Origin of the sequence: Pseudarthrobacter sulfonivorans, assembly GCF_001484605.1 — a bacterium.
GTDB classification, from domain to species: domain Bacteria; phylum Actinomycetota; class Actinomycetes; order Actinomycetales; family Micrococcaceae; genus Arthrobacter; species Arthrobacter sulfonivorans_A.
Genome location: NZ_CP013747.1, coordinates 2,480,685 through 2,505,383 on the forward strand (window position 1 = coordinate 2,480,685; position 24,699 = coordinate 2,505,383).

The following is a 24,699-nucleotide window of genomic DNA, read 5'->3' on the forward strand; positions in this document are numbered from 1 at the left end:
GGCAGTGCAGAGCCGTTCGCGCGCGGGGGCTTAAGTGTCCGTTCGCGCCCCGGGCCGGTGGCTTAGACCCGCCCCAGTGCGTCGATGTCCTCAAGGAACTGCTCGTGGACCTCCTGGCTCACGGTGGTCCGGGTATCGCCGACCGCGTCGAGGTAGTCCTCCGTGCAAGGCCCCTTCCGGACCGCCTCGCGGACTGAAACGCTGCCCGCGGAAGCCGCGCCGCCGTCGTCGTACACTGCCTTTTCCAGCGCGCGCTGGGAGGCGCTGCGGGCGGCGTACTCAATGTCCGCGGGGGAGAAGCCCTCGGTCCGTTCCACCAGGAGCTCCACGTCCACATCGTCCACCACGGTGGCCGGGATGAAGCGCTGCCACATGGCTTCGCGGGCCTGGCGGTCCGGGAGGCCGATGGGGATGACGTAGTCGAACCGGCCGTGGCGAAGGAAGGCGCTGTCCAGCGCGCGGATGAAGTTTGTGGCGCAGACCAGCAGGCGGCCGGGCTGTTCGCGGAACGCCGGGATGATCTTCAGGAGCTCGTTGGTGACCCCCTGCAAGGGGGACGGCGGTTCACCCGAACGCTGGGAGGCGATCTCCTCCACCTCGTCGATGAACACCACGCAGTGCTCCAGCTCCGCGATTTCGAGGAACGTTTCGCGCAGGGCGCCGGCGAGGCCCTTGGGATCGGAGGCCAGACGGGACGGGAAAACCTCCACGAACGGCCATTCGAGCCGGGACGCGATGGCCTTCGCAAACGTGGTTTTGCCGGTGCCGGGAGGACCAAACAGCACCACGGCACGCGGCGGCACCACGCCGTATTCATCGGCGAGGTCGGCCTCCGCGAGGGGTAGGACAAGCCGGCGTTCCAGGAGTTCCTTTTCCTTGCGCATGCCGGCCACGTTCTCCCACAGGTCCCGGGCCAGAATCCGGCCGCCCAGCTGGCCCAACGCGCCGAGCTCCTGACGCTGGACGGGGATGGTCCGCTCGAAATAACGCAGGTTCTTCTTGAGCGCGAAGCCGCGGCTGAGGAACGCCTCCACCCGGGTTTCCGCTTCCGGCATCAGCGCGGAGAGTTTGTTGAGGCCGTGCGGGGCCATGCGGTTTTCGACGGCGGCGAGCAGCGACGTGCCGATCCCGCGCCCGCGGTATTCAGGCAGCGTAGCCAGGAAGACGATCCAGCCCTGGTCATGCGCGGCGCGTCCGACGGCGGCGCCCACCACCTGATCGCCCTGCACCGCCACCACCGCGTGGTCCTTTTCGCAGGATGCCAGCACCTCGGAGAGGGCGTAGACGGGCTCCACGTCAGTGGCCTTGAGCGACTCCCAGAGGTGCAGGATCCCGTCCAGGTCTGCTGAATGGAAATCCCTGATGCGCCAGTTGGTCATGCCGTGTCTCCCGGGTGGTTCGTCATTGAACGTGTCTTTGAAACTTCGTCGTGGAACTGCAAACGCACTGTGAGGCGCTCTGCTGAGCATAGGCGATCGACCCGCGGCGAAGGGTTGCGGGAGCGTTGCATTACGGAACGTACGACGGCGGCACCTGGGTTCCGTGTCCACAGAACCCAGGTGCCGCCGTCGGACTCTGCTGCCTGATCAGACCTTGATCGGAACGGGGTGGACCTCGTCGGCGGGGTGGCCCGCGCGCTCATGAATACGCCGTACGGCGTCCGCCGAAGGGGCCTCGGACAGGCAGTAAACCAGGCCCGACTCGGGATCGGCCCAGGCAGATTTGAAGTCAACGCTCTCGTCGCTCTGGATGGCAAGATCGGCGTCGTGGGCTGCGCGCAGGGCTTCCTGGGTGATTCCGACCATGTTGCGATGAACGTCCATGAATTCCGGCATGACTCTGGTGCTCCTTAACTGGGTTCGACGTTGAAACAGCAGGATGCGGCCGACGTTAGACCTGCGCCTGTCAGGCGTCAAGAGGACTGCGGAAGTGACGACGGCGGCACCTGGGTTCCGTGGAAACAGAACCCGGGTGCCGCCGTCGGGCGTCACGGCCGGCTGGCCGGCAGGGCGTTACTTCTTGAAGGTATCCGCCGGCGGGTTGGCCACGACGGGAGCTATGCCGGTGAAGCCTTCGCGGGTCTCGGCGATTTCACGGATGCGGGCCCGGCAGGCGTACCAGCCGAACACCATCAGCACGGAGGCGATGGCGGTGACCAGCATGGTGAGCGGGGATTCGATGAACACCATCACGAGGACGCTCGCGAGGAAGAGCAGCGAGAGGTAGCCGGTGTACGGGGCGCCGAACATCCGGAATGACGGGCGTTTGAGCCAGCCTTTGTTCGCCCAGCGTTGGAGCTGGATTTGGCAGAGCACAATGGTTGCCCAGGTCATGATGATGCCCACGGACGCGACGTTCAGCACGATTTCGAAGGCCTGTGCGGGCACCAGGTAGTTCAGCGGGACGCCGAGCAGGGACACTCCGGCGGTGATGGCGATGCCGCCGTAGGGGACGCCGGCCTTGTTCATCCGGCCCGCGAACTTCGGGGCGGAGCCGTTCACGGACATGGAGCGGAGTATGCGTCCGGTGGAATATAAGCCGGCGTTCAGCGAGGAGAGCGCGGCGGTGAGGACCACGAGGTTCATGATGACGTCCACGCCCTGGATGCCGATGGAGCCGAAGAACGTCACGAACGGGCTGACGCCCTTTTCGTAGGACGTGTACGGCAGCAGGAGCGCGAGCAGGATGACGGAGCCGACGTAGAAGACCGCGATGCGGAAGACCACGGAGTTGATGGCCTTGGGCATGATCTTTTCCGGGTTTTCGGTCTCGCCGGCGGCGGTGCCCACGAGTTCGATGGAGGCGTAGGCGAACAGGACGCCCTGCATCAGGATGATCATGGGGAGCAGGCCGTTGGGGAAGACCCCGCCGTTGTCCGAGAGGAGGCTGAGGCCCACCGGTTGGCCGTCCACGGGCGTGCCGAAGATGACGAAGTAGGTGCCCACCACGAGGAAGACCACCAGGGCCGCGACCTTGATCAGGGCGAACCAGAACTCCATTTCGCCGAAGACCTTCACAGAGACGAGGTTCAGGGCGAGGACCACCACGAGGGCGATCAGGGCCCAGGCCCACTGCGGGACAGCAGCCATCCACGGGATGTAGTTGCCGAAGAAGTTCATGTAGAGCGCGGCGGCGGTGATGTCCACGATGGTGGTGGTGGCCCAGTTGAGCCAGTAGAACCAGCCGGAGACGAACGCGGCCTTCTCGCCGAAAAATTCCCGGGCGTAGGAAACAAACGAGCCCGACGAGGGGCGGTGCAGCACCAGTTCACCCAGCGCCCGCAGGATCAGGAACGCGAAGAAACCGCACACGGCGTACGCGATGACCAGCGACGGGCCCGCGGCGTTAAGCCGGCCGCCGGCGCCCAGGAACAGGCCGGTGCCGATCGCCCCGCCGATGGCGATCATCTGGATCTGCCGCGGCTTGAGGCTCTTGTGGTAGCCCTTGTCCTCCGCGTGCAGGGCTGACTCGCTGGCATGCGCCTGGGGCGGGACCGTGTGGTCCGTGATGGGGGAATTCGTCATGATAGGGGTCCTCACAGGGCTTCGTTGACGGGCTTGGACAGGAAATCGGTGGTACGGAGGAGTCCGACTGTGCGGCCGCCGCCCAAAACCGGGGCGGTGCCTATGCCGGCCAGCGGCGCGGTGGCCACGCCGAGGGATTCGAGCATGCGGACGGTGGCGGGCATCCGGGCGCGGTCGCCGCCGTCGGAAATCTTTACGGCCACGCCGCGGCCATCGGGCAGGCCGACGAGCTGCACGCCTTCGAAGCCATCTTTCGCCACTGAGCCGGGGAGCAACCTCATCAGCTCGGTGACATCGCGGCGCTCGCCGGCCACCATGTCCGGGTGCTGCCGCATAGCCAGTCCGACGGCGGCTTCCGCAAGCTGCGGGGCCGTCCCGCCGTCGTCGGAGGTGCTGACAGAGGTAACCGCTGTGGCGGCCGCCGCGGCTGCCGCGATGGCGCCGAACGCGCGGGCCATGCCGCGGAGGGTGAGAGCGAAGAGGGGTGTCCCGCAGCCGTCCGTGCTGCGGGCGAAAGGCTCCTCGCCGGTTAGCTCGGTGACCGTGGCCGCGATCAGTTGCTGCAGCGGGTGGGACGGGTCGACGTAACCTTTCACCGGCCAGCCGTTGATGACGCACGTGGCGGCCATGGCGGCGTGCTTGCCGGAGCAGTTCTGGGTCAGCTGCGTGGCGAGGAAGCCGGTGCGCAGCCAGTCCTCACGCTCGCTGGTGCCATAGGGCAGGTCGGTGCTGTTCTCGAGGTCGCCCACAGCAAGCCCGTGCATGGCGAGGATGCGTTGGGTGCCGCCGCGGTGTATGGCTCCGCCGGAGTGGCTGGCTGCGGTCAGGGCGAGCAGGTCGGCGGGGAGGTTCAGGCCGGCGCGGACCATGGCCACGGCCTGCAGGGGCTTGAGGGAAGAGCGCGGGTAGAACGGGGCCAGGGGGTCGCCGGCTGCCGCGAGGATCGAGCCGTCGGCTGCAGTGGCGATGGCCGAGCCGTAGTGAACGCTTTCCATCAGGCCGTCGCGGGTGGCGACCACCAGGGGTGCGTGCCGGGGGAGCGTCCCGGCTTCGGTGCCGGTCCGGGAGCCGCTTGCGGCGGTGCCGGGGGCAGCAGTCTGGGCAGCGGAAAGGGCAGGGGCTGGCATGGAGTCCTAGGGCTACTTGTTAAGGATGGAATCGAGGGCAACGCCCACGGCGCGGAGGTGTTCGACCATAGCCTTGCTTGCGGCTTCGGCGGAGCCCGCCTCGATGGCGGCGAGGATCTGCTGGTGCTCGATGTCCGACGCGTGCTGGCGGTCGGCCACCATGTTCAGGGTTTCCGACTGGTGGGCTTGCGCGTCCCTGATCTCCGCGACGACACTTTCGAACACCTTGTTGCCGCTGGCGCGGGCGATGGCGGCGTGGAAGCTGGAGTCCAGGGCCACCCACGATTCAGGGTCCGTTTCAGTGCTCATGGCGGCGACGATGTGCCGCAGCGTCTCGAGTTCCTCATCCGTCCGGCGCTGCGCTGCCAGTCCTGCTGCGGGAACCTCGATGTGCGGGCGGGCCTCGGTAAGGTCCCGCGCGGAATACTGCCCGAGGGTCAGGTCATTGGCCACGCTGCTGGCCACCACAAACGTGCCCTTACCGGTCTTGGTGACGGTCAGGCCCAAGGCAGTGCAGGAGCGGAGGGCCTCACGGATGACCGAGCGGCTGACCCCGTACTGCTGGGCAAGGGTGGCCTCGGAGCTGAGCTTTCCACCCACCGGTACCTGACCGGATTCGATGTCGGTACGGATGGCGTTGAACACCGCCTCGGAAGCGCTGAGGCGGGCCAGGGGCTGGGCTCCGGGGGGCTGCTCGCGGATGGACTCCGCAGGCTGTCCTGCTGTCCGGCTGTCTGACAGGTTCACCCCTAAAATATGGCACTAGTCACACGCCGTGTCAACCAAGGTGCTGACTGACCGGCAATACGGGCGAGCTCGCCCGAGGAGGGGCAGGCCATCTTCCTCGGGCGAGCTCCGCAACCGTGCATCAGCCGCGGATCAGTGGATGCGCTCCCTGGTCTGAGCAGTCGCAGGGGCAAGGGCGTAAAAGGGAGTGCAGCCGGTCCTTGTCCCGGGGGAAATGTTGGAGCGGACCAGCGAAGCGGCCTCAAGTGCCGCCAGGTGGTAGCGGACGTTTTCCCTGGAGGAATTGATGGCGCTGCCGATGTCGGACACCTTGCTCGCTCCATTACGGGCAAGATGCTCGATGATCCTCGACCGGACGTCGCGGGGACGGTCTGTGTGTTCGGGGAACCTGAATGAATGAACCATTTCTAATGCCTTCCGGGTGTGACTCGATCAGTGCATTGCTGGAGCGGGGGCCCGGGCTTCTTCTGCGTCCGCAACCGGGAGCCCCGTGGCGTCGGGCATAGCGTTGTCGTGTTTCCTTCCGATGACGGCGGTGGCTATAGCATTTCCGAGGATGTTGGTGGCGGTGCGCCCCATGTCCAGCAGTTGGTCCACTACCAGCAGTACCGCGATACCGGCGGCCGGGACCCCGAAGCCGGGGATGACGGCAGCCACCACCACAAGCGAACCCCGTGGCACGCCGGCCATGCCTTTGCTGCTGAGCAGAAGCATGGCCGTCATGGCGATCTGCTGGCCCAGGTCCATATCGATACCGTAGGCGTTGATGAGGAAGACCGAAGCGAAGGTCATGTACATCATGGAACCGTCAACGTTGAACGAGTATCCCAGTGGCAGTACGAAGCCGGTGGTGCGCTTTTCGATGCCGAACTTGGTCAGGCCTTCGATGAGTTTGGGCAGCGCCGCTTCGCTGCTGGACGTGGCGAACGCTATGACCATGGGTTCGCGGACCATTCGCACCAGGCGGAAGGCCGCCCGGCCGAGGAACGCCGTGGCGACGGCGATCATGATGACCCACAGGGCCGAGAGCGATACATAGAATCCGCCGATGAATGAGGCGTAGGTGGCGAACGCGTCGAGGCCCTTCGCGGTGAATGCCGAGGCGATTCCGGCGAAAACGCCCACCGGGGCTGCCAGCATCACGTAGCCGGTGACCTTCAACATGACCTTCATCAGTTCGTCGATCGCGTCAGCGATGGAGGAGTGGCCCTTTTTCCGGAGGTTCAGCAGGGCGATGCCGAAAAGCGCGCCGAACACCAGGATCTGGAGCGGGTTGTTCGTGGTCAGGGCCGAGAAGACGCTGGTGGGGATGATGTTGGTGATAAAAGCCTGGAAGTCGAGCGGCTTGGACTCCAGCCCGGCATCACCGGTGGGCACGAGGTGAAGGCCTGAGCCCACGTTGAGCAGGTGGGCCATGATGAAGCCAAAGGCGCCCACCAGGACTGAGGCGGAGAGGAACCAGATCATCGAACGGCCGAAGAGCTTTCCCACACCCGCTGATTTCGCAGCTCCGGCGATGCCGGAAACCAGGGTGGCGAAGATCAGCGGGGCAATGATCATCTTGATCAGGTTCAGGAACATGTGTGTCACCGTGTCGAAGACGGCAACGAAGGCGCCCCGCACATCCGCGGGGAGAAGCCAGTGGAACACCAGGCCGCTGATGATTCCCATCAGGAGCGAGGCCAGGATCCATTTCGTTGATTTGTTTTTCAAGGTCAGTCCTTTGATAGATGCCGAGATTCAGCCCTCTGGAAGGGCCCTCGTCTTTGAGCCTTGAGCCCCGGCGGGATTTTGGGCACAACGATGTGCCCCGTATCAGGATGGTGATCGGAGGGACGTGCGGGTGGAACTACTTACTGAGGTTGGCCAGGCGTTCGGGGCTGAGGAGTTCCTGGAGCTGGGCGGCGGTGAGCAGGCCGTGTTCGAGCACCAGCTCGGCCACACCCTTGCCGGTGGCGAGAGCCTCCTGGGCGATGGCGGTGGCGGTGGCGTAGCCGAGATGGGGGTTCAGGGCGGTGACCAGGCCGATTGACTGTTCCACGGTGAGCCGGAGGTGCTCGGTGTTGGCGGTGATGCCCCGCACGCAGCGTGCCGTGAGGGTGCGGCAGGCTGCTTCGAGGTGGGAGATGCTCTTGTGGAGGCTGTGGACAATGATGGGTTCGAAGGCGTTGAGCTGAAGCTGCCCGGCCTCCGCGGCCATGGTGATGGTGACGTCGTTGCCGATGACCTCATAGGCCACCTGGCTGACCACTTCCGGGATGACCGGGTTGATCTTGCCGGGCATGATGGAGGAGCCGGACTGGACGGCCGGCAGGTTGATCTCACCGAAGCCGGCGCGGGGGCCGGAGGAGAGCAGGCGGAGGTCGTTGCAGATCTTGGAGAGCTTTACGGCCACGCGCTTGAGCACGCCGGACAGGTGCACAAAGGCGCCCACATCCTGGGTGGCTTCGATGAGGTCGACGGCGGTGACCAGGGGGAGCCCGGTGACCTCGGCCAGGTGCCGGCAGGCTGCCTCGGCGTAGCCGGCAGGGGCGTTCAGGCCGGTGCCGATGGCTGTGGCGCCGAGGTTGATTTCGTGGATGAGCAGTTCCGCCTCGGCCAGGCGCAGCCGGTCCTCGCCGATGGTGATGGCGTAGGTGCCGAACTCCTGGCCCAGCGTCATGGGGACGGCGTCCTGCAGCTGCGTGCGGCCCATCTTCACCACCGTGCGGAATTCCAGTGCTTTGGCGGCGAAGGCCTCTTCGAGTTCGGCCAGTGCGTCCAGCAGTTCCCGGCCGGCGAAGATGGTGCCCAGTTTCACGGCGGTGGGGTAGACATCGTTGGTGGACTGGCTGAGGTTCACGTGGTCGTTGGGGTGCAGGCGGGCGTAGTCGCCTTTGGCGTGGCCGAGGATTTCGAGGGCACGGTTGGCGATGACCTCGTTCGCGTTCATGTTCGACGACGTCCCGGCGCCACCCTGGATCACGTCCACCACAAACTGGTCGCTGAGCTGTCCGTTCATCACGTCGGTACACGCCTGCTCGATCGCCTGGCCGCGTTCGGCGTCAAGCAGACCCAGCTCGCGGTTAGTGCGAGCGGCGGCAAGCTTCACTGCGGCCAGTCCCCGGACCAGGTGCATGTTGGAGGACAGCGGCTGCCCCGTGATGGGGAAGTTTTCCCTGGCCCGGAGCGTGTGGACGCCCCAGTAGGCGTTCGCGGGGACATCGCGGTCACCCAGGAGGTCATGCTCGGACCGGGTTTCGGGTACGGCATCAATGGTGGTCTGGCTGGTGGTCATGCTGGTCCTCACAGGGCTTCGTTGACGGGCTTGGACGGAATACGTTCAGCGTGTGCGGGAGGCACGTTTGAACTGCGCCGCAGAATAGGCGGGCGGCGAACAGTTGGGCAAGATAACCAGCACACTCAGGAGGAGGGCGGGCAGGACGGGGGACTTAGGGCCAGTGGACTAAGGGATGAGGCCGGGCGGCGTCTTTCCTCCGGGGACAACAGTGCTCAAGGCGCATTCCACGCCATGCAAGTGCTGGGTCATCGCTTCGCGTGCACCTTCTACCGAGCCGCTCTCGATGGCTTCGAAGATGCGGGCATGTTCTTCACCGGACTCGGCTCGCCGGTCCGCCACGAGGTTGAGCGTGTTCGACTGGTTCGCCATTGCATCGACAATGTCGGACAGAAACTGTTCAAAGACGCCGTTTCCGCTGCACCGGGCGATCGTGGCGTGGAACTCGGTGTTCAGGAGCACCCACTGCTGCAGATCATCCGCGCGGGACATCTCCTGGAGAATTTCCCGAAGTGCCTCCACATCTTCGTTGCTGCGGCGCTCGGCGGCAAGGCCCGCTGCAGGAACTTCGATGTGCGGCCGCGCCTCTACCAGGGCGCGGGCGGAATACTTGCCGAGCTTGAGGTCAGGGGCAACGCGGTCAGCGATGACGAACGTGCCCTTTCCGGTGTGCGTGGCGGTGAGCCCGAGTGCGGTGCATGAACGCAGGGCTTCCCGGACCATGGTGCGGCTCACGCCGTACTGCTTGGCCAGCGAAGTTTCCGAGTCAAGACGGGTACCGACGGGAATCTTGCCGCCTTCGATGGCCCCCCGGAGTGAGGCGAAGACGGCTTCGGCAGCGCCCACTCGCACCACGCGATCTTGTCTAGCTGTCCAGCTGTCCAACAGGTCCATGTGACGACTATGGCACTTGTCACTAAGCCGTGTCAAGGTGCGCGCTACGGCTTGCGGCGGGGGGTGGTGGGGTCCACTCGCGTGCCGGTACGTTCGTGCCGGTCTGCACCTATTCAATCTTCCGCACCCGGAGTAGGCTCGAAATTGTCAGCAAAACGGAACGATCGTACCTATTGGAGCGCCATGGATGAAGCCTTCACCGAGTTGCTGCCCGCTGAGGTCCGCTCGCGGCGCATATCGCTGGGCCTGACCCAACAGGACCTCGCCGACATGGCCGGGGTTTCGGAACGCTTTGTCAGGTTCGTTGAGCAGGGCAAGCCAAGCGTCCAGCTGGATTCCCTGTTGGCCGTCCTGGACACGCTGGGCCTGGAGCTCCGGCTCACCACCAGGACCGGCAAGGGGGCACGTGCGCTCGCAGGCCACTCCAGCAGCCAGGAAACTCAGCGATGAGGCACCGCATCGCCGACGTCTATAAGGCCGGAGTGCTCGCCGCGCGGCTTGAACGGCACGACGGCGGCACCCGGTTCCGCTACGTGCCGGCTTACCTCGCTTCAGGGGGACCCGCCGTCGCCAGTTCCCTGCCGCTCACCGCTGCTCCCGTCGGTTCCGCGGCGGGGGCGGCGCCGCCCTACTTCACCGGCCTCCTGCCCGAGGGCCGCCGGCTCAACGCGCTGCGGCGCTCCATCAAGACCAGCGCCGACGACGACCTGTCCCTGCTGATCGCAGCCGGCGGGAATCCGGTGGGCGACGTCCAGATCGTAGGCCACGGCGAAGCGCTGGACCCGGACGAGCACGCTGTCCAGCTGGATCCCAAGCTGCCGGTTGATTTCGACAAGTTGCTCGGCGATCCGGACCTTATTGACCCCGTGGCGCTCGCCGGTGTGCAGGACAAGTTGTCCGCCGGCATGATCTCGCTCCCTGTGGCCAGCGCCGGCAGGCGGTTCATCCTCAAACTCAACGCCCCCGAATTCCCGCATGTGGTGGAGAACGAGCTGGTGATGTTCCGGTATGCGGCCAGGCTGCGGATTCCGCTGAGCCGGGTCCGGCTGATCCGGGACGTCGCGGGCCGGCCGGGTCTGCTGGTGGAGCGTTTCGACCGGATCCCGCTTCCCGGCGGCGGGCCCGACGACGTCAGGCGGCTGGCGGTGGAGGACGGGGCCCAGGTCCTGAAGCTCTACCCGGCGGATAAGTACAACGTGGCTTTCGGCCAGGTCTGCCATGCTCTGGCCGACTACTGCTCGGCGCCTCTCCCGGCACTCCGGAACCTGGCCATCCAGGGGGCATTTGCGTGGCTGAGCGGCAACGGGGACCTGCACGCCAAGAACGTTTCCATGGTCCAGCAGCCGCATGGCGAGTGGACCATCGCCCCGGTCTACGACATTCCCTCCACCGTGGTTTACGGGGATAAGACCCTTGCACTGACCCTGAAAGGAAAGCGGAGCGGGATCTCGCGGCGCCATTTTCTGGGCTGGAGCAAGGACCTGGGGCTTACTGACCGCACGGCCGCCCAGGTGCTGGAGCTCGCGCTGAGGGCGTCAGGTCCGCTGATCGCCGACCTGGAGGCGGGCACCGCGTTCGCCGCACTTGGAGGTCCGGCGAAGGACGACGACGGCGGCTCGCCGTTCCCCGACATGGTCACCAGGGCGTGGGTGAAGGAGCTGAAACACCGGCGGAGGCTGCTGGAAGGCTAAGCAGGGTGGAGCAGGTATGCCGTCACGAAGCGTCGAACCACTTGAACACTCGCAGGGCGCGGAGAGTATTCCACCGACTTGGTTGTCCGTCGCCGGCTTCCAGAGCGAAGTGGACCCGACCGGGGTGGGTGTTCTCCAACAGCCATGTGCCGTTGGGCTGTTGTTTGGATCGCACCACGTCCACTGCTTCCGACATGCGTTCGTCTGGATTGCGGCCGGTGGCGCGGAAGTAGTCCAGGCCGCGGAGCACGTCGTAGTACCAGCGAGTGGGGTAGGAGAATTGCAGCCAGTCCGGGCTAATCATCTCGCCAGTGGACTTTCGCCGCAGCAAGACGCGTTCCAGGAGATATTCCTCTGCGAGCCGCCGCGCCTGCCGCGATTGGGAGGTCCCGCCGGTGGAACGTTCGTGCTCAAGGAGACCCTCCAGGACGCATATCGTGGTGTGGAAAGAGGAGCGCCTGGAGCCTCTTTCTGCCTCGCAGTTCCAGCCGCCGTCGGCGAGCTGGTCCCGGCCCAGCCTCTCCACCACCGCGTCCACGTTTTCGCCGAAGTATGCCCCGAGTGCCACGGCCATGCCGTTGATGCAGGGTTCGATTTCACCCTCGAAGAAGAGCTGCTTGCCTGCCTCCCAACGGCTGTTGTCGCGCACCAGAGTGATCGCGTGCCTGGCCTCCCGGCTGGCAGGGTCCAATCCGAAGTCCCGGAGGAGCAACAGGCTGTAAGTCGTGGCGGTCCAGGGCTGGCTGTTCGGATCGTCGTCATTTGCCGGCCAATACGTGCCGCCGTCCCATTGCCCGTCGGTGCCCTGCAGTTGAAGCAGCCGCACGCCCCAACCATGGGTGGCAACGCGGTGCCGCTCGGCAGAAATCTCGTTAGCAGGCGCGTCGGCGAGGTCGCCCAGGACCTGCCAGCGGATGGCGGGATCAGAGTCGAGCAGCCAGTTGAGCACGTCCATTCGCCCAACCTAGCACCGCGGTGGGCTGTCCGGCAGAGACGTGTTTCCCGCCGTCGTGCGTCCACGAGATGGCACTTGGCAGCAGTGTCCGGCTCCGGAACTGCCGCGAACTGCCATCTCGCGAGTGGCTAGAGGTGCTGGATGCCTGCCCGCTGCATGGCGTCCTTGTAGACGTCCACGCTTTTGGTGAGGAGATCCTCCTGTTTTGCTTCGGAAACAGCAAAGGCCCGCCCGCCGAGCGCGCTGGCCTTGTAGATCTTGATGCCGCTGTTCTTCAGGGAAGAATGGTAGGTCTTCTCGAAGAGGGTGAGGAACGTGGAAGCGTCCGTGCCGTGGGCGATGACTGCGGAGACACGGCGGTTGATCTTCAGGAACTGCCGGAAGGGCCGCAGGCCGTCAGTCTTCTCCTGGACGTTCAGCGCCGATGGAAGCTCCGGATCCCGCACCCACGGGTACGCATTCCACGGCATCACATAGCGCGCATCAAGCTCGGCAAGTTCGTAAATCTGGGTGGCCCGGCGGGCGGCTTCGTCATCGTTGAAATGGGAGACGAAGCCGGATTCGGTGCCCTTGCCCGGACTGACGTGGAGGCTGACGATCCGGCATTCGTCCTCGTCGTGCACGGGGTCGATGTAGGGGACGACGGACCCTGGCTTCTTTTCCATCAGTTCATCGCAGAGCTGCGTTACCGCCGCGATGTTTGGTTCCTGTAGCAGGGCCTTTTTTTCGTCCCAGTCAATCGTCACGATCTCTCCCTCAGCAGCACGGCGTCCAGAAACAGGCGTCTATGCCCACTCTACGCTTTTGGGAGTTTAGGTGCGCAGTGCAAGTTAGCTCCGGACCGGCGCCTGGCCGGGTAACGTCATGATGATGAACAGGAAAACGCTCAAGTCCGACGGCTTTGCCGGCTTCCGGAGCTTCGACAGCCTTGAGATCATCAGGGTTCCGCAGGGCACCGGGGTGTTCGCCGTCCTTCGGCCGAATGAGTTCGAGCCGCATTTCCTGAAGATCAGCACCGCCGGAACCTTCAAGAAAAAGAATCCCACCCTGCCTGCGGCGGCCATTCTGGCGGAATGGGTGGACGGCGCGGACATTCTCTACATTGGCAAGGCCGGGCCGGGAAGCAAGGGCAACCGCGGCCTTCGGAATCAGATCAAGGAGTTCCTGGATTTTGGGCGGGGCAGGCCGCCGGGCCATTGGGACGGCCGCCTTATCTGGCAGCTGACCCACACGGATGAACTCATCATGGCGTGGAAAGAGGTGCCCGCCGAAGAAGTAAACCAAGCCGAGGCCGCGTATCACGCAGCTTTTGTTGCGGAGCATGGCCGGCTGCCGTTCGCGAATCTCGTGCAGGCCAAGGTGCGGAACTAGGAGCCCTTAAGCCGTTCCATCTCGCGTCGGTCCTTCTTGGTAGGACGCCCGGCACCACGGTCCCGCTGCGGGAGACCCAAGGCCGGTGCTACCGGTCGCGGCGGTGTGTGGTCGGTGAAGCAGTGCGAAGCGGCCTCTGCGCCCACGCGTTTGGCGATCAGGCGGCGGACCTCGAGTGTCCGTTCGAAGCCGGACATCCGAACCGTGACGGTGTCGCCCGTGACCAGAGTGGCCGAAGCTTTGGCCGGACTTCCATTCAGCCGCACGTGCCCGGCGCGGCAGGAAGCGGTGGCGGCAGAGCGTGTCTTGTAGGCGCGGATCGCCCACAGCCAGGCATCAATGCGGACGCTGGCGGGGGAGGACGGAAGACTGGTCATGGCTGGCACCGAGTATACGGCGTCGCGTTCTCGGAAGGCTGCTCTTGCCAGCCTCAACGCGCAGGAACACTATAAAGGGACTTACCACTACCGAGAGGTAGGAAGGCCATGGCACACCGGGATGGCGGCACCACCGGGCTTCTCCACGGCAAGACCGCCCCGCCCCGCCCCAGCCCGGATTTTTTGTCCAGATAATGGGGCCGCTCGTGCATTTTCCGGCCATTATCTGGACAAAAACTCCAGGAGAGGAGCTTCTACGCTTCGCGCGTGGCGGGGGACTTGGTCTGCGCCGGATCGCGTTCCGCGAGCGGGCCGATGGCGTGGTCGATCTTCTTCATGGTCTGCGGCTCCAGCGTCACACCCGCGGCGGCCACGGTGTCTGCGAGCTGCTCAGGGCGCGACGCCCCGACGATGGCGGAGGCAACGTTCGGGTTCTGCAGCACCCAGGCAACCGCGAGTTGGGGCATGGAGAGCCCGGCTTCCGCGGCGATCGGTTTGAGGTCCTGGACACCGGCGAGGACGTCGTCACGCATCCAGCGCTCGATCATCCTGGCGCCGCCCTTGTCATCCGTGGCGCGACTGCCCGCGGGTGCTGGCTGGCCGGGCAGGTACTTGCCGCTCAGCACGCCCTGCGCCATGGGGGACCAGACAATCTGGGACACACCCAGTTCTTCCGACGCCGGCACAACCTCGGCTTCGATGACCCGCCACAGCATGGAGTACTGGGGCTGGTTGGAGATCAGCTGGAAACCCAGTTCCTTGGACAGCGCGTGGCCGTCGCGGAGCTGGTCTGCGGTCCATTCGCTGACGCCGATGTACAGCGCCTTGCCCTGGCGGACAATGTCCGCAAACGCCTGCATGGTTTCTTCCAGCGGCGTCTCGAAGTCGTATCGGTGGGCCTGGTAGAGGTCCACGTAGTCCGTCTGGAGCCGGCTGAGTGAGCCGTTGATCGAGTCCATGATGTGCTTGCGGGACAGGCCAACATCGTTTTTGCCCTTGGGGCCGGTGGGGCCGTAGACCTTGGTGAAGATTTCCAGTGACTCGCGGCGTTCGCCCTTCAGTGCCTCGCCGAGGACGGTTTCCGCGGCGGTGTTCGCGTAGACATCCGCCGTGTCGAACGTGCTGATGCCGGTGTCGAGCGCTGCGCGTACGCACTGGGTGGCGACGTCGTTCTCCACCTGCGAGCCGTGCGTCAGCCAGTTGCCGAACGTGATTTCCGAGACTTTGAGGCCGCTGTTTCCGAGGTATCTGAATTCCATGGTTTCCACGCTAGCGGAGATAGTTATTGAGGGAAAGGGCTTTCCGCAAACGCACGACGGCGGTGCGGCCGCCCCCGCGATCAGCGGCGGCGGAGTTCCGCGTACTCCAGGGACGGCACTATCGCCCCGGCGTCGCGCTCCACGAAGTTGGTCCCGGGCGGCACCAGTTCGTCGATCGCATCCAGCACGGACTCGCCCAGGAGGGTGTCCGCGGCCTTGAGATAGGCCTTGAGATGGTCCTCGGTGCGCGGGCCGATGATCACACTGCTGACGGCGGGGTGGTTCAGCGCGAACCCGATGGACAGTTCCACGAGCGAGATTTCCAGCTTGTCGGCCAGCCGGGCCAGCGCGTCCGCAGCCAGCAGCTTCCGCTCGCTGGACGGCCCGGAAATGTCGTAGCGTCCCGGAAGTGAATGGACTCGGGTTGGCGGTTTGCCGGCATCGAGAACAAACTCGCCGGTCAACCAGCCCCCGGCCAGCGGACCGTAGGCGAGTACACCCAGGCCGTACTGCTGCGCAATGGGCAGGACATCGCGTTCGTTGCCGCGGACCAGCATCGAATACGGGACCTGGTTGGCTACGGGCGGGATCAGGTGGTTGGTGGTGGCCAGCCACTGGGCCTCCACGAGCTGCGCCGGGGTGAACACCGAGGTGCCGTAGTAGAGGATCTTTCCCTGCCGGATGAGGTCGTTCAGGGCGGTGATGGTCTCGAGCACGTCGGTGTTGTAGTCCGGCCGGTGCGCCTGGTACAGATCGATCCGGTCCGTCTGCAGCCGCCGGAGGCTGCCCTCCACCGCCTGCATGATCCAGCGCCGGGAGTTCCCCGAGTGGGCCGGGTTGGCGCTCATCTGGCCGTGGAACTTGGTGGCCAGGAAGACGTCGTCGCGGCGGCCGCGGAGCGCCCGGCCCACCACCTGTTCGGACTCACCCTGGGAGTACACGTCGGCGGTGTCCACCGCGGTGATGCCGGAGTCGAGGGCGGCCTGGATGATGCGGATGCTTTCATCCGCACCGGTGGGGGCGCCGCCTGCCTGGGCGCCGCCGGCTGCGCCGCCCGGCCCTTCGCCAAAGTTCATGGTGCCCAGTGTGAGCGGGCTGATGGGCGTGCCGGACCGCCCGAACATACGAAGTTCGCTGAGGCTCATCCCCGGCTCCTCACGATCGATTTCCCACGCGGATTGCTGTGGATCGTCACGACGCTACACAAATTCGGCGCCGTGCTGCAGGAAAGCGCCATGCTGCTTCGCTTTTCGTAGCACGGGGTAACGCGGGCCGGGGCAGTGACGGTTTGTGACGGCCCGGGAGCCGCACGGTCCTCAGCTCCGGTCGGCAGGCAGCTTGGCCTTGAGGACGTTCGCGTGGCCGGACAACGACACCAGCGAGCCGGTGTCCAGCACGGACAGGGGCGCGGGGGCGGGCGGCTTCGTGAAGGAGCGGGCGGCACCAAGGCCGGCGCTCTCACGGCTGGGGTCGCGGTTGGAATTGTCCCGCGCAGGGTTGTCCTGGTGCAGCGCCGACTCCACCAACGGAGCCACCGCTTCCACTTTCGCTGCGGGAACGGAGGGGCCGGGAAGGTCGCGGACCGAGATCTTGATTTCGGGGGCGGCGGCCCGGGCGCGCGCCATGGCCCGGGCATCCGCTTCGGCCACCGCGGCAGCCCAGTCCTCGGCGAGCATCGGGGGTTCCTTGCGGGCCGCGGTGAGCAGTGGGTGATGCTCCGCCGCATGGTGGAAGCGGGGCCGGAGTTCGGAGGGTTTCAGGAAGGTGCGGGCGTCTTGAAGGGCTTTGCGCCAGTTGCGCGGCGCGCTCACTGCGGCCACGGCGGCCGCGCCGTGGGCAAACATCGTGGACAGGGCCGCTCCGGTTGTCGTCCGTAGGGCGCCGGCCTTTGAGCGCAGCACCCCGGCGCGGGCCGGCTGGCCGGCAGACGGGGCGGCAGCGCCGTCGTCGTGCGTTTCAACGGGGGCGCCCGACGGCGGCACGGACTCCCCGGTCAGGCGGATCAGGGGGAGGGTTTCGTGTTTGGGGAGCCGCCCAAAGAGGGCCATTACGGTCAGCACAAACAGCCGCCCGGCGCCGGCAAGCAGCAAGGTGATGACCACCAGCAGGAACAGGCCCAGGAACATCAGGAGCGCCAGGCCGAGCGTGCCGAAAAAAGTCAGGTTGAGAGCGATCGTCGTTGAATCTCCCACGTCATCTCTCCTCTCTGCCGGCGGCGGAGTCCGTCCCGGCACTCATCACCACGGGCAACAGCCCTCCTCCACCTTACGGACTATTTTTCGGTCCTGCCGCTCCCGGGCGTGGTTCGTCCGAGGTTGTTTCGAAGCTGTTACCGGATATGACAACACCGGCTGCGGCCTATAGTCGGAAGGGATCCACGAGGCCGCCGAAAGCGGTCCGGACAACCGCGACAGGAGCACCATGACCGAGAATCCGATCACCGCCGCCCCGTGCGTTTGCCTGTCCGGCGAGGCTTACACGGACTGCTGCGGGCGCTTCCACAATGGCGGGGCCGAAGCGGCCACGGCGGAGCAGCTGATGCGCTCCCGCTACAGCGCGTTTGTCCTGCTGGACGTCGAATACCTCCGGAAAACCTGGCACCCGGATACCGCGCCTTCGGATCTGGAGCTGGACCCGGCCATGGAGTGGCGCCGTCTGGACATTCTGTCCACGAGCCGCGGCGGCCCGCTGGACTCTGAGGGCACCGTGGAGTTCAAAGCCCACTACCGGCACGACGGCGAACGCAGAGTCCACCACGAAACGAGCCGTTTTGTCCGCGAGAACCGCCGCTGGTACTACGTCGACGCCGTAATGCTCGCCTAACTGCCCTGGGGCGTCAGGAGGAAAAGCCCGGGCGTGGCTTCCACCTCAGGGTTGCGCCTGCGTCGGCAAGGTGAGGATTTCGGCTCCGTCGTTGGTGATGGCGATGGTGTGCTCGCTGTGTGCTGTCCGGCAGCCGGTCGCACTTCGGAGCGTCCACCCGTCGGCGTCGGTGATGAGTTCCGCGGTGTCGGCCATGACCCATGGCTCAAGCGCGAGCAGCAACCCGGGGCGCAGCTGGTATCCGCGGCCTGGCCGTCCGGTGTTCGCTATGTGCGGGTCCTGATGCATCGTTGACCCGATGCCATGACCGCCGAATTCGGTGTTGATCGGGTACCCCGCCTCGCTGAGGACGGAGCCGATGGCATGCGAGATATCGCCGATGCGGGCCCCGGGTCCGGCAGCAGCTATTCCTGCGGCCAATGCCCGCTCGGTCGCGCTGATCATGGCGACGCTCTCCGGGGGCTTGGAGGCGCCCACGATGAAGCTGATGGCAGAGTCTGCAGCGACTCCGTTTTTGGAGACGGCGAGGTCGAGTGTCAGCAGGTCGCCGTCGGCAAGTGCGTAGTCGTGGGGCAGCCCGTGGAGCACGGCGTCGTTGACGGCCGTGCAGATGTAGTGGCCGAATGGCCCGCGGCCGAACGATGGCTCGTAGTCGACGTAACAGGACAGCGCGCCAGCTTCGACGATCATGGCCGCAGCCCACCGGTCGATGTCGAGAAGGTTTGTGCCGACCGTGCTCCGGCTTTTCAGTGTGTGCAAGATGTCAGCGACGAGGGCGCCGGCGACTTTTGCTCGGGCCAATTCGGTGTGGTTCAGGATCTCAATCATGCGGCGCCTTTTCTCGCGGAACCAATAACTATCCCGGCCATATTATCCCGGTATTAGTATTGGAGCCATGGTCAGAATGCCGCTCACATCCGCTGAAGTCGAACGAGGACAGCGCCTCGGTGCCCTGCTGCGTCGCGCCAGGGGAGAACGCTCGATGCTCGTGACCGCGCTCGAGGCAGGGGTCTCACCGGAGACCCTCCGGAAAATCGAATCGGGCCGCGTAGCCACCCCTGCCTTCCCCACCATCGCAGCGATCGCCGACGTCGTTGGCCTCTCCCTCGATGCGGTGTGGGTCGAGATCAATCAGCCCGAACGTGGTGTAGAACCGACCGGCTCCGGACGCAACGCCCGTGAGCGGTTGGCCTCGTAAGACTCAGCCGCTGTACGTTTCGTCCGGGGTGAAGCCGGCGCGGTCCACCTTGCGGTGGAAGTGCATGCCCGCCAGGCCGCCTAGCACGGCACCGCCCAGCGCAACCAGGGCCACCACAACGGCGGCAATGATGCTGGTGAGGGTCAGTTCGCCTTCATTGATGGGGATCCGCGGGAAGCTGTTCAAATTGGCTAGGACGTTGAACTGCTGGCCGGCGATGATGCCCAGCAGAGCAATCACAACCGCGGCAATCAGCGCCCAGATCCACACCATAAAACCCTGCCGGGCGCCATTGAAGCGTGCCATCCGGCCGGCGACGTAGCCGCCGGAGTAGTAGGAGACGAACAGGACCACCAGCAGGACAATGATGCCTACCAGCCCTACGGCGCCGTTCGTCGTCACCTGGTTGACGGCCTCGTTCACGTCGGTGTTGTTCGCCAGGCCCACCGCGGTTCCGGCTGCGGCCACAAAGGCTGTGAGCAGGACGGCCATGCCGGTGGCAGCGAGCCAGCCGAAAAAGGCCGAGCCCACCTTGATGCCGCCGAACTGTTCCTTCTCCCTGGCCACGGCCGTCTGCTGGTCGGTCAGGCGCGGATCCGTCAGGCGTGGATCCAGCACCGAAGCGTCGGCCACCGGCGCTTCGGCTGCCGGGGCATAGGCCTGCTCAGCATAGTCCCGCTCGGCATACGGCGCCGGCGTCTGATCGAAGGCGCGCGTGGGCTCGCTATTGGCGAAGGCTTGGTCACGAGCAGTTTCATTCCGTAGATTCTCGTTCCGCGTCGTTGGCGGAAATCTGTCCTCGGGGTCCGTTTGGTTGCTCATGGGTCAACTCAACCACTGGCGACCAGCGATAACAAGCCTGCTTATGAGTTGCTAGCGGTACTTCCGGTGCAGGTTCTCCTTGCTGGATGCCCCCGGCGTCGCATCGGCGATCCACGGGCCGGTGCCCTCCGACTGATCCAGTACGCCCGCCTCAAGCCAGGTGTAATCCCCGGCCAGGACCTTGCGCGAGAGGATGTGGTCGCCGTCGTCCGTGTTCCGCCACAGCTGGTCAAAGTACTCGTCAATCCGGACGCGGGCCTGCTCGCAATATGCCTCTGCCAGTTCGTAGGCGCTGGCGGCACGTTCCGGCGTGGTGCGAAGGATCATTTCGGCCCGGGAACAGCATGCGGCCATGGCGAACAGCTCGGCGCCGATGTCCACCACCCGGCCCAGGAACGCCTGCTTGTACTCCAGCTTCGCCTGCCAGCGCCCCATGCCGTAGAACGTCTGGCGGGCCAGCCGGCGCGAGGACCGCTCCACGAAGCGCAGCTGCTTGGCCAGCCTGCCGAAATCGCTGTAGGACCGGGGGTCCATTCCGGCGCCGGCCACCAGTTTGGGCAGCCAGCGGGCATAAAAACCTGAAGCCCCGACGGCGGCCCTCGCTTTGTCCTGGAGGCTCGCGTCCACGGACGCAAGGTCGCCCGCGGCGGCCAGGTGGGCGTCCACGGCTTCCCGGGCGATGAGGAGTTTCATGATCTCCGAGGAGCCCTCGAAGATCCGGTTGATCCGGAGGTCGCGCAGCTGCTGCTCGGCCGGAACCGCGCGTTCTCCCCGGGCTTCCAAGGACTCCGCCGTCTCGAAGCCACGGCCGCCGCGGATCTGGACCAGTTCGTCGGCGATCCGGTAGCTGATCTCGGAGGACCACAGCTTGGCCAGGGCAGCCTCGATCCGCACGTCCTTCTGCCCGGCGTCGGCGAGTTCCGCGGACAGTTCGAAGACGGCGTCCAGGGCGAAGGCGGACGCGGCGATAAAGGCGATCTTCTTGCCCACGGCCTCGTGCTTCCCCACCGGCTGGCCCCACTGGGTGCGGGCGTTGGACCATTCCCGGGCGATCTTCAGGCTCCAGCGGCCGGACGCGACGCACAACGCCGGCAGGGAAAGCCGGCCCGTGTTCAGCGTGGTGAGGGCGATCTTCAGGCCCTGGCCCTCGCGGCCCAGCCTGTTTGCCGCAGGCACCCGCACCTGGTGGAAGCGGGTGACGCCGTTTTCGATCCCACGCAGCCCCATAAACGTGTTGCGGTTCTCCACGGTGATGCCGGGGGAGTCCATTTCCACCACAAAGGCGCTGATGCCGCCCTTATGTTCGGTGCCGTCCGCATCGGTGTGGGCCGGCACCACGGCCATCACCACCACGAGCTCGGCGATCACACCGTTGGTGGTCCAAAGTTTCACGCCGTCCAGGACGTAACTCCCGCCGTCGTCCGTGGGAACGGCGGTGCTGCCCATCCGGGCGGGATCGCTGCCCACGTCCGGTTCCGTCAGGAGGAAAGCCGTGATGGCACCGCCGGCGCAGCGCGGCAGGTACTCGCGTTTCTGGTCCGGCGTGCCAAAGACCTTCACGGGCTCGGGGACGCCGATGGACTGGTGCGCGGAGATCAGGGCGCCAATGCTCGGGTGGACGCTGCCGAGCAGCGCCAGGGCCCGGCCGTAGTAGACCAGGGACAAGCCGAGTCCGCCGTACTCCTGCGGGATTTTCATGCCAAAGACGCCCAGGCCCGCCAGGCCCTGGAGGTACTCGTCCGGGATCCGGGCCTCGCGTTCGATCACGCGCCCGGACATGGTGCGGGCGTACGCGGTGAGGCGCTCCATGAAGGCCTCACCGCGTTCCACGTCATCGGCGTTCGCTTTCGGCCAGGGGTGGATGAGGCTGAGGTCGAAATTCCCCAGGTAGAGTCCCTTGGCGAAGCTGGGCCGGTCCCAGTCGAGTTCGCGGGAGGCTTCAGCAAGTGCCCGGGCGTCCGCCGCGGTGGCTTCGGGCCCGATATTGGCCGCGGCGACGGGGACTTCGGCGTCCGGGGCATCCGTGGCAGGAACTTCGGTGGCAGGTGGGTTCGTGGCGGGACTGTCAGTGGCGAAGCTCATGGGGTATCTCCTCTGACCGGGATGGCCGGTTCAAGCCATGGATCCGCCGGGTTGGAGAACCCTTCAGCTGTCTCTCAACATTACCCGCGGGTAGCTTCCAGTGCTAGGGGATGGCTGGCCCTGGAAGTCCCCCGGGGATCCGGCGGAGGCGTGGTGGACCAGCCTGTCCCAGCCGCTGTTGATCCCGTGGACCACCGTCAGCAGCGTCGTGGAGGCGAGGAACCAGGCGAACTTGCCTACCCCCACCATGACCAGGGCCAGGAAGCCCGCTGTCAGGACGAAACCCACCAGAACCAGGGCAAACACCAGGGTTCCGATGAACACCATGGTGGCCGTCTCCACTGCACTTAAGTCGAACTGCATTGTTCCCCCTGCTGCGCCGTTGCTTCGGTTGAGATCAGTAGCATGAGCGTAGGGGGTGCTGAGGCGTCCCAGCCAGACCTGCCCCGCCGTCATGGCGGGTTGATACGGGATCGCAATGCTACCGGGACGTAGGTCACGGAGCGGTCGCGGAAGTCACTGTCCGCGCTTGCGTTTAATCGTCGTCGAACTCCGGGGCGGCCTGGTTCAGGACCGCGAAGTCGGCGCCGAGCCCCACTTCAACCTGGGAACCGTTGTCCAGCCTGACTTCAACCTCGTACGCGACGTTCCCGTCATTTTCCCGTTCCACCTCGATGACACTGCCCTGGCCCACCCTGGCCAATGCGGCGTTCGCGGCCTGGTCATGGTCCGCAGTGTTAAGTGGTGCCAGATTGGAATCGTCGTCCCGCTCGGGCCCCGGGACGGTGGACACCGGCACTGACCGGTCGACGTTGACCCCGATCTTGCTCAAGGGCTGATCTCCGCTGGTCCGCGTACTCGCGGCGACCGCCACTGTCGCGCCACCCAGAATGACTGCCGCAGCCGCCAGGCCGGTGATCAGTACAGCTTTTTCACGCATGACAAACTCCTCTCAGGTGATCTAAACAGTGTGCTCCCGCGGCCAGCAAGGTACAACGATTATTCGGTCGCGGGGCCTGCGTTAACCTTGTAGTTGGCAGTTTTCGCGATCCGCGCTGCCCAACCATCCCCCAGCAGCTGAAGGAGAGCGCGTGCCCCGCTCCGCCAGGTCATCCGCTGACGCGATCAGTGCCCGGCTCCGGGACCTCGAACTCCTCACGAAGGGACCCGCCTGGGCCCTGACGCGCTCGGCGCCCTGGGTGATCGCGGTGCTGCAGGCATCCTTTACCCGCACCCGTCCGCAGCTTCCGCTCGAGGAGTTCCACGCCGACGTCGACTCCTTCCTTGAGCAGCTCCGGCGCCAGGAACCCGGGCCGGGTGGTGCCGCCATCGGCACGTCGTCCGGAAGGAACTATGCGGACGAGTGGACGCGCAAGCATTTCCTGACCCGCCGCAACCAGTCGGGGCAGATCGTTTACGAGGTGACCGAGCCGGCCGCCCGCGTGCTTGCATTCCTGGACAGCCTCTCCAGCGAGCGGTCCACGCTGAACGGCTCCCGGCTGGGTACCCTGCTGGGAGACGTGGAGAAGCTGGCCAATGAGACCAATCCGGACCAGAGTGCCCGGCTGGAATCCCTTGAGGACGAGATCGGGGAACGGCAGCAGCTGATCCAGGACATCAGCTCCGGCGACTTTGACGGCCTGCTGGACGACGACGAAGCGGTGGAAGCCGCCGGGAACATCCTGGACCTCGCCGCCAGCCTGCCCGCCGACTACAAAAAGATGCGCGACCGCATCGAGGAACTGGTGGGCGAGCTGCGCAACCAGATCATCGAGGAGTCGCTGAGCAAAGGCGCCACCATGGCGCAGGTGCTCGACGCGGACAAGCGGCTGCGGCAGAGCCCCGAGGGCAGGACCTTCCGCTCCTTCACCGCATTCCTCGAAGACCCGCAGCAGCAGCTCCGGTTCCGGTCGGCCATCGGTGAGGTCCTCAGCCGGCAGTTCGCCGACGACCTTTCGCCGGAGGACCGCGAGACGCTCAAGAACCTGGTGGCCGAGCTCCGCCACCAGCACAGCCAGATCCAGCGGATCTACGGCAAGCTCAGCGAAAGCCTGAACACCTACGTCCAGAGCGACGACTTCCGCCAGTCCGTCCGTCTCCGGAAGGTGCTGCGCGAGGCCGAGCAGGCCATCAGGTCCCTGCCGTATGAACGCGAACGGCCGGGCCTGGTCCGCGGTCCGGTGCTGTTCAACGCCGGGTTCGAATCGCTGGCCATGGTCAAGCTCTACGACCCGGACGAGTTCGCCGTTCCGCCCAAGCTGGCTGACCCCATCGCCTTCAGCGACTCAGACCGGGTGCGCTCGCCGAGGACGGGCAAAGCACGTCCCGACGCCATCCGGGCCGCCGTGGCCGGCGCGTCCACCCTGGCCGAGGCCTGGGGGCAGCTGCCGCCGGAGGAACAGCACATCAACTCCATCCGCGCACTCCTCTCGCACGCCCTCCAGGATGGCGCGGCCTTTGACCGCGAGGCCTGGGATGGCCTGGACTACGAACAGATCGACGGCACCACCCGCACGGCGTACCTGCCGGTGGTCACCCTCAAGAAGGATTGA

Annotated in this window: 26 protein-coding genes; 6 read left to right on the forward strand and 20 right to left on the reverse strand. The window is 65.7% G+C overall.

The features are described 5' to 3' along the window. Window positions 1-62: 62 nt before the first annotated feature. The 9 genes from AU252_RS11105 to AU252_RS11140 all read right to left on the reverse strand — a co-directional run bounded on the left by AU252_RS11105 (window position 63) and on the right by AU252_RS11140 (window position 9,569). On the reverse strand, window positions 63-1,379 hold the full coding sequence (locus AU252_RS11105) for an ATP-binding protein (protein WP_058930764.1): 1,317 nt from the start codon (window positions 1,377-1,379) through the stop codon (window positions 63-65). 207 nt (window positions 1,380-1,586) lie between these two features. Next, the gene (locus tag AU252_RS11110) at window positions 1,587-1,835 is read right to left on the reverse strand and encodes an SCO4226 family nickel-binding protein (RefSeq protein ID WP_058930765.1); all 249 of its coding nucleotides are present in this window, start codon (window positions 1,833-1,835) and stop codon (window positions 1,587-1,589) included. A gap of 177 nt (window positions 1,836-2,012) precedes the next feature. After that, window positions 2,013-3,524: an amino acid permease gene (locus AU252_RS11115; protein ID WP_058930766.1), complete on the reverse strand. Its 1,512-nt coding sequence runs from the start codon at window positions 3,522-3,524 to the stop codon at window positions 2,013-2,015. An 11-nt stretch (window positions 3,525-3,535) separates the two neighbouring features. Next, window positions 3,536-4,651, reverse strand: coding sequence for an asparaginase (locus AU252_RS11120; RefSeq protein WP_058930767.1), 1,116 nt, complete (start codon window positions 4,649-4,651; stop codon window positions 3,536-3,538). A 12-nt stretch (window positions 4,652-4,663) separates the two neighbouring features. Next, window positions 4,664-5,398 (reverse strand): FadR/GntR family transcriptional regulator, encoded by a 735-nt coding sequence (locus AU252_RS11125; protein WP_058930768.1) that lies wholly within the window; start codon window positions 5,396-5,398, stop codon window positions 4,664-4,666. A 132-nt stretch (window positions 5,399-5,530) separates the two neighbouring features. Further along, window positions 5,531-5,803, reverse strand: a complete 273-nt coding sequence (locus AU252_RS23160; RefSeq protein ID WP_083510352.1) for a winged helix-turn-helix domain-containing protein — start codon at window positions 5,801-5,803, stop codon at window positions 5,531-5,533. 27 nt (window positions 5,804-5,830) lie between these two features. After that, entirely contained in the window at window positions 5,831-7,111 is a 1,281-nt protein-coding gene (locus AU252_RS11130) for a dicarboxylate/amino acid:cation symporter (RefSeq protein ID WP_058930769.1), read from the reverse strand. Window positions 7,112-7,247: 136 nt separating this feature from the next. Continuing rightward, window positions 7,248-8,675, reverse strand: coding sequence for an aspartate ammonia-lyase (locus tag AU252_RS11135; protein WP_058930770.1), 1,428 nt, complete (start codon window positions 8,673-8,675; stop codon window positions 7,248-7,250). A gap of 168 nt (window positions 8,676-8,843) precedes the next feature. Then, entirely contained in the window at window positions 8,844-9,569 is a 726-nt protein-coding gene (locus AU252_RS11140) for a FadR/GntR family transcriptional regulator (RefSeq protein ID WP_058930771.1), read from the reverse strand. A gap of 183 nt (window positions 9,570-9,752) precedes the next feature. Here AU252_RS11140 and AU252_RS11145 point away from each other — a divergent pair, with 183 nt between their 5' ends. Beyond that, on the forward strand, window positions 9,753-10,019 hold the full coding sequence (locus tag AU252_RS11145; protein WP_058930772.1) for a helix-turn-helix transcriptional regulator: 267 nt from the start codon (window positions 9,753-9,755) through the stop codon (window positions 10,017-10,019). Further along, entirely contained in the window at window positions 10,016-11,260 is a 1,245-nt protein-coding gene (locus AU252_RS11150; RefSeq protein WP_058930773.1) for a type II toxin-antitoxin system HipA family toxin, read from the forward strand. The genes AU252_RS11145 and AU252_RS11150 overlap by 4 nt, the downstream gene beginning before the upstream one ends. Window positions 11,261-11,282: 22 nt before the next feature. Here AU252_RS11150 and AU252_RS11155 read toward each other — a convergent pair whose 3' ends face one another. Continuing rightward, on the reverse strand, window positions 11,283-12,215 hold the full coding sequence (locus AU252_RS11155; protein WP_058930774.1) for a hypothetical protein: 933 nt from the start codon (window positions 12,213-12,215) through the stop codon (window positions 11,283-11,285). 128 nt (window positions 12,216-12,343) lie between these two features. Continuing rightward, on the reverse strand, window positions 12,344-12,961 hold the full coding sequence (locus AU252_RS11160; protein ID WP_058930775.1) for a uracil-DNA glycosylase: 618 nt from the start codon (window positions 12,959-12,961) through the stop codon (window positions 12,344-12,346). Window positions 12,962-13,079: 118 nt separating this feature from the next. Between AU252_RS11160 and AU252_RS11165 the strand changes: the two genes are divergently transcribed. Next, window positions 13,080-13,586: a hypothetical protein gene (locus AU252_RS11165; RefSeq protein WP_058930776.1), complete on the forward strand. Its 507-nt coding sequence runs from the start codon at window positions 13,080-13,082 to the stop codon at window positions 13,584-13,586. Here the strand turns inward: AU252_RS11165 and AU252_RS11170 are convergent. The 4 genes from AU252_RS11170 to AU252_RS11185 all read right to left on the reverse strand — a co-directional run bounded on the left by AU252_RS11170 (window position 13,583) and on the right by AU252_RS11185 (window position 17,414). Next, window positions 13,583-13,963 (reverse strand): RNA-binding S4 domain-containing protein, encoded by a 381-nt coding sequence (locus tag AU252_RS11170; RefSeq protein WP_058930777.1) that lies wholly within the window; start codon window positions 13,961-13,963, stop codon window positions 13,583-13,585. The genes AU252_RS11165 and AU252_RS11170 overlap by 4 nt on opposite strands. 254 nt (window positions 13,964-14,217) lie before the next feature. Further along, complete coding sequence (locus AU252_RS11175; RefSeq protein WP_058930778.1) at window positions 14,218-15,222, reverse strand: aldo/keto reductase family protein; 1,005 nt, start codon at window positions 15,220-15,222, stop codon at window positions 14,218-14,220. An 80-nt stretch (window positions 15,223-15,302) separates the two neighbouring features. Then, entirely contained in the window at window positions 15,303-16,367 is a 1,065-nt protein-coding gene (locus tag AU252_RS11180) for an aldo/keto reductase (protein WP_058930779.1), read from the reverse strand. A 171-nt stretch (window positions 16,368-16,538) separates the two neighbouring features. Next, on the reverse strand, window positions 16,539-17,414 hold the full coding sequence (locus AU252_RS11185) for a hypothetical protein (protein ID WP_058930780.1): 876 nt from the start codon (window positions 17,412-17,414) through the stop codon (window positions 16,539-16,541). Between the two features lie 229 nt (window positions 17,415-17,643). Between AU252_RS11185 and AU252_RS11190 the strand changes: the two genes are divergently transcribed. Then, window positions 17,644-18,045, forward strand: a complete 402-nt coding sequence (locus AU252_RS11190; protein ID WP_058930781.1) for a YchJ family protein — start codon at window positions 17,644-17,646, stop codon at window positions 18,043-18,045. A 45-nt stretch (window positions 18,046-18,090) separates the two neighbouring features. Here the strand turns inward: AU252_RS11190 and map are convergent, their stop codons facing one another. Continuing rightward, entirely contained in the window at window positions 18,091-18,873 is a 783-nt protein-coding gene (gene map, locus AU252_RS11195) for a type I methionyl aminopeptidase (protein WP_058930782.1), read from the reverse strand. Window positions 18,874-18,940: 67 nt separating this feature from the next. Here map and AU252_RS11200 point away from each other — a divergent pair, with 67 nt between their 5' ends. Next, window positions 18,941-19,243 carry a helix-turn-helix transcriptional regulator gene (locus tag AU252_RS11200; protein WP_058930783.1) on the forward strand — a complete coding sequence of 101 codons (303 nt, stop codon included), beginning with the start codon at window positions 18,941-18,943 and terminating at the stop codon, window positions 19,241-19,243. 3 nt (window positions 19,244-19,246) lie between these two features. Here the strand turns inward: AU252_RS11200 and AU252_RS11205 are convergent, their stop codons facing one another. From AU252_RS11205 to AU252_RS11220, 4 genes are all read right to left on the reverse strand, one after another. After that, window positions 19,247-20,065, reverse strand: a complete 819-nt coding sequence (locus AU252_RS11205; RefSeq protein ID WP_058930784.1) for a hypothetical protein — start codon at window positions 20,063-20,065, stop codon at window positions 19,247-19,249. 51 nt (window positions 20,066-20,116) lie between these two features. Next, a complete protein-coding gene (locus AU252_RS11210) occupies window positions 20,117-22,147 on the reverse strand; it encodes an acyl-CoA dehydrogenase family protein (RefSeq protein WP_058930785.1) in 2,031 nt (676 codons plus the stop codon). A gap of 63 nt (window positions 22,148-22,210) precedes the next feature. Then, window positions 22,211-22,510, reverse strand: coding sequence for a hypothetical protein (locus AU252_RS11215; protein ID WP_058930786.1), 300 nt, complete (start codon window positions 22,508-22,510; stop codon window positions 22,211-22,213). Window positions 22,511-22,682: 172 nt separating this feature from the next. After that, window positions 22,683-23,087, reverse strand: a complete 405-nt coding sequence (locus AU252_RS11220) for a PepSY domain-containing protein (protein WP_058930787.1) — start codon at window positions 23,085-23,087, stop codon at window positions 22,683-22,685. 151 nt (window positions 23,088-23,238) lie between these two features. Here AU252_RS11220 and AU252_RS11225 point away from each other — a divergent pair, with 151 nt between their 5' ends. After that, complete coding sequence (locus AU252_RS11225; RefSeq protein WP_058930788.1) at window positions 23,239-24,699, forward strand: DUF3375 family protein; 1,461 nt, start codon at window positions 23,239-23,241, stop codon at window positions 24,697-24,699.

What these genes read in the sequence shown, in the direction of transcription:
- AU252_RS11105 (WP_058930764.1), bottom strand. Translation starts at nt 1,379, where the DNA reads ATGACCAACTGGCGCATCAGGGATTTCCATTCAGCAGACCTGGACGGG.
- AU252_RS11215 (WP_058930786.1), bottom strand. Translation starts at nt 22,510, where the DNA reads ATGCAGTTCGACTTAAGTGCAGTGGAGACGGCCACCATGGTGTTCATC.
- AU252_RS11110 (WP_058930765.1), bottom strand. Translation starts at nt 1,835, where the DNA reads ATGCCGGAATTCATGGACGTTCATCGCAACATGGTCGGAATCACCCAG.
- AU252_RS11140 (WP_058930771.1), bottom strand. Translation starts at nt 9,569, where the DNA reads ATGGACCTGTTGGACAGCTGGACAGCTAGACAAGATCGCGTGGTGCGA.
- AU252_RS11145 (WP_058930772.1), top strand. Translation starts at nt 9,753, where the DNA reads ATGGATGAAGCCTTCACCGAGTTGCTGCCCGCTGAGGTCCGCTCGCGG.
- AU252_RS11155 (WP_058930774.1), bottom strand. Translation starts at nt 12,215, where the DNA reads ATGGACGTGCTCAACTGGCTGCTCGACTCTGATCCCGCCATCCGCTGG.
- map (WP_058930782.1), bottom strand. Translation starts at nt 18,873, where the DNA reads ATGATTGAGATCCTGAACCACACCGAATTGGCCCGAGCAAAAGTCGCC.
- AU252_RS11205 (WP_058930784.1), bottom strand. Translation starts at nt 20,065, where the DNA reads ATGAGCAACCAAACGGACCCCGAGGACAGATTTCCGCCAACGACGCGG.
- AU252_RS11210 (WP_058930785.1), bottom strand. Translation starts at nt 22,147, where the DNA reads ATGAGCTTCGCCACTGACAGTCCCGCCACGAACCCACCTGCCACCGAA.
- AU252_RS11175 (WP_058930778.1), bottom strand. Translation starts at nt 15,222, where the DNA reads ATGGAATTCAGATACCTCGGAAACAGCGGCCTCAAAGTCTCGGAAATC.
- AU252_RS11170 (WP_058930777.1), bottom strand. Translation starts at nt 13,963, where the DNA reads ATGACCAGTCTTCCGTCCTCCCCCGCCAGCGTCCGCATTGATGCCTGG.
- AU252_RS23160 (WP_083510352.1), bottom strand. Translation starts at nt 5,803, where the DNA reads ATGGTTCATTCATTCAGGTTCCCCGAACACACAGACCGTCCCCGCGAC.
- AU252_RS11150 (WP_058930773.1), top strand. Translation starts at nt 10,016, where the DNA reads ATGAGGCACCGCATCGCCGACGTCTATAAGGCCGGAGTGCTCGCCGCG.
- AU252_RS11200 (WP_058930783.1), top strand. Translation starts at nt 18,941, where the DNA reads ATGGTCAGAATGCCGCTCACATCCGCTGAAGTCGAACGAGGACAGCGC.
- AU252_RS11165 (WP_058930776.1), top strand. Translation starts at nt 13,080, where the DNA reads ATGATGATGAACAGGAAAACGCTCAAGTCCGACGGCTTTGCCGGCTTC.
- AU252_RS11115 (WP_058930766.1), bottom strand. Translation starts at nt 3,524, where the DNA reads ATGACGAATTCCCCCATCACGGACCACACGGTCCCGCCCCAGGCGCAT.
- AU252_RS11120 (WP_058930767.1), bottom strand. Translation starts at nt 4,651, where the DNA reads ATGCCAGCCCCTGCCCTTTCCGCTGCCCAGACTGCTGCCCCCGGCACC.
- AU252_RS11220 (WP_058930787.1), bottom strand. Translation starts at nt 23,087, where the DNA reads ATGCGTGAAAAAGCTGTACTGATCACCGGCCTGGCGGCTGCGGCAGTC.
- AU252_RS11135 (WP_058930770.1), bottom strand. Translation starts at nt 8,675, where the DNA reads ATGACCACCAGCCAGACCACCATTGATGCCGTACCCGAAACCCGGTCC.
- AU252_RS11190 (WP_058930781.1), top strand. Translation starts at nt 17,644, where the DNA reads ATGACCGAGAATCCGATCACCGCCGCCCCGTGCGTTTGCCTGTCCGGC.
- AU252_RS11180 (WP_058930779.1), bottom strand. Translation starts at nt 16,367, where the DNA reads ATGAGCCTCAGCGAACTTCGTATGTTCGGGCGGTCCGGCACGCCCATC.